This window comes from Pseudomonas sp. SDO5591_S426 (assembly GCF_054070755.1).
Genome location: NZ_JBSVXD010000265.1, coordinates 1 through 6,199, shown reverse-complemented (window position 1 = coordinate 6,199; position 6,199 = coordinate 1). Strand labels below are relative to the sequence as shown.

Sequence of the window (6,199 nt, the reverse complement as noted above, 5' to 3'; positions counted from 1 at the left end):
GCATTCGAATGTAGGAGCTGCCGAAGGCTGCGATCTTTTGATCTTCCTACCGATTGATGCAAATCAAGATGCCAAATTACTCCCACCCCTAGACTGGCCGACACTGCCAGCCTATCCGGGGGAATGCCCGCATGATGCTCGACGCCATTCGTTGGGACACCGACCTGATCCGCCGTTATGACCTGGCGGGACCGCGCTACACCTCCTACCCGACCGCCGTGCAATTCCATGGTCAGATCGGCACCTTCGACCTGTTTCACGCCCTGCGCGACAGCCGCAAGGTGCAGCGTCCGTTGTCGCTGTACGTGCACGTGCCGTTCTGCGCGAACATTTGCTACTACTGCGCTTGCAACAAGGTCATCACCAAGGATCGCGGCCGGGCCCTGCCCTACTTGCAGCGCCTGGAGCAGGAAATCCAGCTGATCGCCTGCCACCTCGACCCTGCGCAAAAAGTCGAGCAACTGCACTTCGGCGGCGGCACGCCGACCTTTCTCAGCCACGACGAACTACGTCAGTTGATGGCGCACCTGCGCAAACACTTCAACCTGCTCGACGATGACTCCGGTGACTATGGCATCGAGATCGATCCGCGCGAGGCTGACTGGTCGACCATGGGTCTGCTGCGCGAACTGGGTTTCAATCGGGTCAGTATCGGCCTGCAAGACCTCGACCCGGCCGTGCAGCGTGCGGTCAATCGTCTGCAAAGCCTGGAGGAAACCCGCGCGGTGATCGATGCCGCGCGGACCCTGCAATTTCGCTCGATCAATATCGACCTGATCTACGGCTTGCCGAAGCAGACCCCTGAAAACTTCGCCCGCACCGTCGAGGAAGTCATCAGCCTGCAACCGGACCGGCTCTCGGTGTTCAACTACGCGCACCTGCCGGAACGCTTCATGCCGCAACGGCGGATCAACAGCAACGAGCTACCGACGCCGGCGCAGAAACTGGAAATGCTCCAGCGCACCATCGAGCAACTGACCGCCGCCGGTTACCGCTATATCGGCATGGACCACTTTGCCCTGCCCGACGATGAACTGGCGATCGCCCAGGAAGAGTCGACCCTGCAACGCAATTTCCAGGGCTACACCACCCATGGCCATTGCGATCTGATCGGGCTCGGCGTCTCAGCGATCAGCCAGATCGGTGACTTGTACTGCCAGAACAGCAGCGACCTGAATCAATACCAGAACGCCTTGGCCTCTGCGCAACTGGCCACCAGCCGCGGCCTGCTGTGCAACGCCGATGACCGCGTGCGCCGTGCGGTGATTCAGCAACTGATCTGTAACTTCAGCCTCGAATTTGCTCATATCGAACAGGCCTTCAATATCGATTTTCAGGGCTATTTCGGCGAACTTTGGCCGCAGTTACAGCGCATGGCCAAGGACGGCCTGATTGAGCTGGATCGCGACAAAATCATCGTGTTGCCTGCCGGCCGTTTGCTGGTGCGCTCGGTGTGCATGGTGTTTGATGCGTACCTGGAACAACACAGCCGCCAACGCTTTTCCCGGGTGATCTAGCGGCCTGCGACAAAAGCGCCGTGTACTGGCCTCAATGTCCTCCGCTGGGTTACCCTTACGTCTTATGTGTGTTTTCCCACAAGGATTGAAGAAATGTCCGAGCCAGTAAAATTGCGCTCTCATAACCAGGCCCATTGCAAGGATTGCAGCCTGGCCCCGCTGTGTTTGCCACTTTCGCTGAATCTGGAAGACATGGACGCGCTGGACGAGATCGTCAAACGTGGCCGCCCATTGAAAAAGGGTGAGTTTCTGTTCCGCCAGGGCGACACGTTCGACTCGGTTTACGCGGTACGCTCCGGCGCACTCAAGACCTTCAACCTGAGCGATGCCGGTGAAGAACAGCTCACCGGTTTCCACCTGCCGAGCGAACTGGTCGGCCTGTCGGGCATGGACACCGAAAAGCACCCGGTGTCGGCACAAGCGCTGGAAACCACCTCGGTGTGTGAAATACCGTTCGAACGCCTCGACGAACTGGCGCTGCAATTGCCGCAGTTGCGCCGTCAATTGATGCGCGTCATGAGCCGCGAGATCCGCGACGATCAACAGATGATGTTGCTGCTGTCGAAGAAAACCGCCGACGAGCGCATCGCCACCTTCCTGGTCAACCTGTCCGCGCGTTTCCGCGCCCGGGGTTTCTCGGCCAATCAGTTCCGCCTGAGCATGTCGCGCAACGAAATCGGCAACTACCTGGGCCTCGCGGTGGAAACCGTGTCGCGGGTGTTCACGCGCTTCCAGCAAAACGAACTGATCGCCGCCGAAGGCAAGGAAATCCGCATCCTCGACCCGATCCAGCTCTGCGCCCTGGCCGGTGGTTCCCTGGAAAGCTGAAACAAGCTGTTGCGGCTGAGCGAAACGGTTCAGCCGCCGTTATAATGCGTCGTTTGCAGCCCTGCCAGGACACCACGACGATGGTCTTCGACTCCTTCGACATCAAATCCCTCATCCGCCCCGTGATCGACTTTCCCAAGCCGGGCGTGATCTTTCGCGACATCACCCCGCTGTTCCAGTCGCCCACCGCCCTGCGCCTGGTGATGGACAGCTTCGCCCACCGTTACGTCGAGGCCGATTTCACCCACATCGGCGCGATGGATGCCCGTGGCTTCCTGATCGGTTCAGTACTGGCTTATCAGCTGAACAAACCGCTGGTGCTGTTCCGCAAGCAAGGCAAACTGCCGGCCGATGTCCTCGCTGAAGGTTATGCGACCGAGTACGGCGAAGCCTTCCTCGAAGTGCACGCCGACAGCCTGTGCGAGGGCGATTCGGTGGTGATGTTCGATGACCTGATCGCCACTGGCGGCACGCTGATCGCGGCGGCGAACCTGATTCGTCGCATGGGTGCAAAGGTTCATGAAGCGGCGGCGATCATCGACCTGCCGGAGCTGGGTGGTTCGCAGCGTCTGCAAGACATGGGCATTCCGACGTTCTGCCTGACGCAGTTTGCGTTGACCGATAAATAACAAACATCAAAAGATCGCAGCCTTCGGCAGCTCCTACAAGAGCACGCATTCCAATGTAGGAGCTGCCGAAGGCCGCGATCTTTTGCTTCTAAAGCCCCATCTGCTTGCTGATGATTTCATTCATCACTTCCCGCGTCCCCCCGCCGATCGACAGAATCCGGTTATCCCGATACAGCCGCTCCACCAGGCTTTCGCGCATATAACCCAAGCCGCCCAATATCTGCACTGCGTCGTTAACGATCCGATCCGCCGTGTCCGTGGCAAAATTCTTGGCCATGGAAATCTCCTTGATCACACTCTGCCCCGCCGCCATTTTCGCGGCTTGCCGGTAGGTGAACTCCCTTGAGACTTCCAGTGCCGTGGCCATCTCGGCGAGTCGATGCTTGATCACCTGGAACTTGCCGATCGGTTTGCCAAAGGCTTCACGCGCTCGCGCCCATTTCAGGCTTTCCTCCAGTGCCAGTTGCGCGGTCATGTTGGCCATCAGGGCCAATGCCAAACGCTCGCTCTGGAAGTTGCCCATGATGCAGGCGAAGCCCATGTTCTCGGCGCCAATCAAATGTCCTACAGGCACCCGGCAATCGTCGAAGAACAGTTCGGCGGTGTCCGACGCCCACCAGCCCATTTTCTTCAACTGCCGCCCCACGGTGAAACCGGGCGTGCCCTTCTCGATCAATAACAGGCTGACGCCGGCGAAACCCGGCTCGCCGGTGCGCACCGCGACGGTGTAGTAATCCGCACGGACGCCGCTGGTGATAAAGGTTTTACTGCCGCTGACCCGGTAAAAATCGCCGTCACGCACAGCGCGGGTTTGCAGGTTGGCGACGTCGGAACCGCCGCCAGGTTCGGTGATGGCCAGGGCGCTGATTTTCTCGCCGGACAGTACCTGCGGCACCACACGATCACGGACCACAGGCCTGGCCCACTTGAGGATCGGCGGCAAACCGATGTCCAGCGACCCCAGCCCCGCCACGAGACCACCGGAGCCACAACGCATCAACTCTTCACTGGCGGCGACCTTGGCGAACACATCACCTTCGTGACTGCCACCGAGCGCTTCCGGATAGCCGATGCCGAGAATCCCCGCCGCACCGGCCTTCAGATAGAGCTCACGGGGAAAGCTTTCGGCTTCTTCCCACTGGTCGATGTCCGGAAGTATCTCGCGCTCGACGAAACGTCTGACGCTGTCGCGGACCAATTGGTGGCCGGGGTCGAAGTATTCCTGAAAGGCAGGCATCGGCGAACTCCACTGAAGGGTTCAGCGAAGTTAACCGAGCGCTTGCTTGGTTTACAAGATTAAAAGATCACAGCCTTCGGCAACTCCTACAGGGATTGATGTTTTTCTGTAGGAGCTGCCGAAGGCTGCGATCTTTTGCCGTTACAACGAAATCGGCTTACGCCCGGCAAACGAATGCGCCAGCGTCCCGCCATCCACCAGCTCCAACTCACCGCCCAACGGCACGCCATGGGCAATGCGCGAGGCGATCAGGCCTTTGCTGCTGAGCAACTGCGCGATGTAGTGAGCCGTCGCTTCACCTTCCACAGTCGGGTTGGTGGCGAGGATGACTTCCGCGAACGTACCCGCCTCTCCGATCCGCGCCATCAACTGAGGAATACCGATGGCCTCCGGCCCCAATCCATCGAGCGGCGACAAATGCCCCTTGAGCACGAAGTAGCGGCCACGGAAACCTGTCTGTTCCACGGCGTAGACATCCATCGGTCCTTCCACCACGCACAGCAAGCTGTCGTCACGGCGGTTATCGGCGCATTGCGGGCAGAGGTCATCTTCGGTCAGCGTGCGGCACAAACGGCAGTGACCGACCCCTTCCATGGCTTGGCTCAGGGCCAGCGCCAGTCGCGAGCCGCCGCTGCGATCACGTTCGAGCAACTGCAATGCCATGCGCTGGGCGGTTTTCTGACCCACGCCTGGCAAAACTCGCAGGGCATCGATCAGTTGGCGAATCAAAGGGCTGAAGCTCATGGGGAAAAAGTCCGACAAAACAACGAGACGCGGTTTATACCCGCGCCTCTGTTTAGCGTCAATTATTCAGCTGATGCGACCCGCACCACCAGTTTGCCGAAGTTGCGTCCTTCCAGCAGACCGATGAACGCTTGCGGCGCGTTCTCCAGGCCATCGACCACGTCTTCGCGGAATTTCACCTTGCCATCGCGCACCCACGGGGCCATGGCGCTGGCGAATTCCGGCTGACGGTCGCCGTAGTCGTCGAACACGATAAAACCCTGAATACGTACACGTTTGGTCAGCAGCGTGCGCTGCAATTGCGGCAGGCGATCGGGGCCGCTCGGCGCTTCGCTGGCGTTGTAGGAAGCAATCAGGCCACACAACGGAATCCGCGCCTTGGGATTGAGCAGCGGCACCACCGCGTCGAACACTTTGCCGCCGACGTTTTCGTAATAGACGTCGATGCCATTTGGGCATGCCTGCGCCAGTTCATCGGCGAAGCTCGAACTCTTGTGATCGATGCAAGCATCGAAACCGAGTTCCTCAACTACATAGCGACACTTGTCCGCGCCGCCCGCCACGCCGACCACGCGCAAGCCCTTGATCTTCGCCACTTGCCCGACCACCGAACCCACGGCGCCGGATGCCGCCGCGACCACCAGGGTTTCACCGGACTTCGGCTGACCGATGTCCATCAAACCCATGTAGGCGGTCATGCCCGGCATACCGAGTACGCCCAAGGCCATCGACGGGCTCGGCAACCCGGACGGGACCGGCATGATGCTGCGACCGTCGTTGATGCTGTGGCTTTGCCACCCCGTGGCGCCCACTACCAGATCGCCTTCCTGAAACTTGGGATTGAGCGAGCGCTCGACGCGACTGACAGCGCCACCGGTCATTACATCGCCGATTTCTACCGGAGCGGCGTAGGACGGTGCGTCGCTCATGCGTCCGCGCATGTAGGGGTCCAGCGACAGGTAAAGCGTCTTGAGCAACACTTGGCCATCAGTCAGGTCGGGCAATGCGACCCGCTCCAGGCGGAAATTCTCCGGCGTCGGCGCGCCCACCGGGCGTGAGACCAGGACGATACGTTGGTTGAGGGTCATGGGGTCGGACATGGCAGCGTCTCCTTTGATCAATGGGGTTGGTGATATAGGGAGCAGACCTTTGTGGCGGTATGGCGTTCGATGTTTATTCAGTCAGACCGGGGCGACTTCATCGCGGGCAAGCCCGCTCCCACAGGTTCTGCGAGCGCCGCGAAT

6 protein-coding genes are annotated in these 6,199 nt (G+C 60.0%); 3 read left to right on the top strand and 3 right to left on the bottom strand.

The genetic code is table 11. From position 1 onward, the window contains the following. The first annotated feature begins 134 nt into the window (after positions 1 to 134). The 3 genes from hemN to ACW9JC_RS28055 all read left to right on the top strand — a co-directional run bounded on the left by hemN (position 135) and on the right by ACW9JC_RS28055 (position 2,974). Positions 135 to 1,517 carry an oxygen-independent coproporphyrinogen III oxidase gene (gene hemN / locus ACW9JC_RS28065; RefSeq protein ID WP_457459100.1) on the top strand — a complete coding sequence of 461 codons (1,383 nt, stop codon included), beginning with the start codon at positions 135 to 137 and terminating at the stop codon, positions 1,515 to 1,517. Positions 1,518 to 1,610: 93 nt separating this feature from the next. Then, complete coding sequence (fnr, locus tag ACW9JC_RS28060; protein ID WP_416128871.1) at positions 1,611 to 2,345, top strand: fumarate/nitrate reduction transcriptional regulator Fnr; 735 nt, start codon at positions 1,611 to 1,613, stop codon at positions 2,343 to 2,345. Between the two features lie 80 nt (positions 2,346 to 2,425). Continuing rightward, positions 2,426 to 2,974 (top strand): adenine phosphoribosyltransferase, encoded by a 549-nt coding sequence (locus tag ACW9JC_RS28055; RefSeq protein ID WP_419711194.1) that lies wholly within the window; start codon positions 2,426 to 2,428, stop codon positions 2,972 to 2,974. 88 nt (positions 2,975 to 3,062) lie between these two features. Here ACW9JC_RS28055 and ACW9JC_RS28050 read toward each other — a convergent pair whose 3' ends face one another. The 3 genes from ACW9JC_RS28050 to ACW9JC_RS28040 all read right to left on the bottom strand — a co-directional run bounded on the left by ACW9JC_RS28050 (position 3,063) and on the right by ACW9JC_RS28040 (position 6,055). Continuing rightward, the gene (locus ACW9JC_RS28050) at positions 3,063 to 4,211 is read right to left on the bottom strand and encodes an acyl-CoA dehydrogenase family protein (protein WP_457459098.1); all 1,149 of its coding nucleotides are present in this window, start codon (positions 4,209 to 4,211) and stop codon (positions 3,063 to 3,065) included. 141 nt (positions 4,212 to 4,352) lie between these two features. Next, complete coding sequence (recR, locus tag ACW9JC_RS28045) at positions 4,353 to 4,955, bottom strand: recombination mediator RecR (protein WP_457459096.1); 603 nt, start codon at positions 4,953 to 4,955, stop codon at positions 4,353 to 4,355. Between the two features lie 62 nt (positions 4,956 to 5,017). Beyond that, the gene (locus ACW9JC_RS28040) at positions 5,018 to 6,055 is read right to left on the bottom strand and encodes an NADP-dependent oxidoreductase (protein WP_448106966.1); all 1,038 of its coding nucleotides are present in this window, start codon (positions 6,053 to 6,055) and stop codon (positions 5,018 to 5,020) included. Positions 6,056 to 6,199 lie beyond the last annotated feature (144 nt).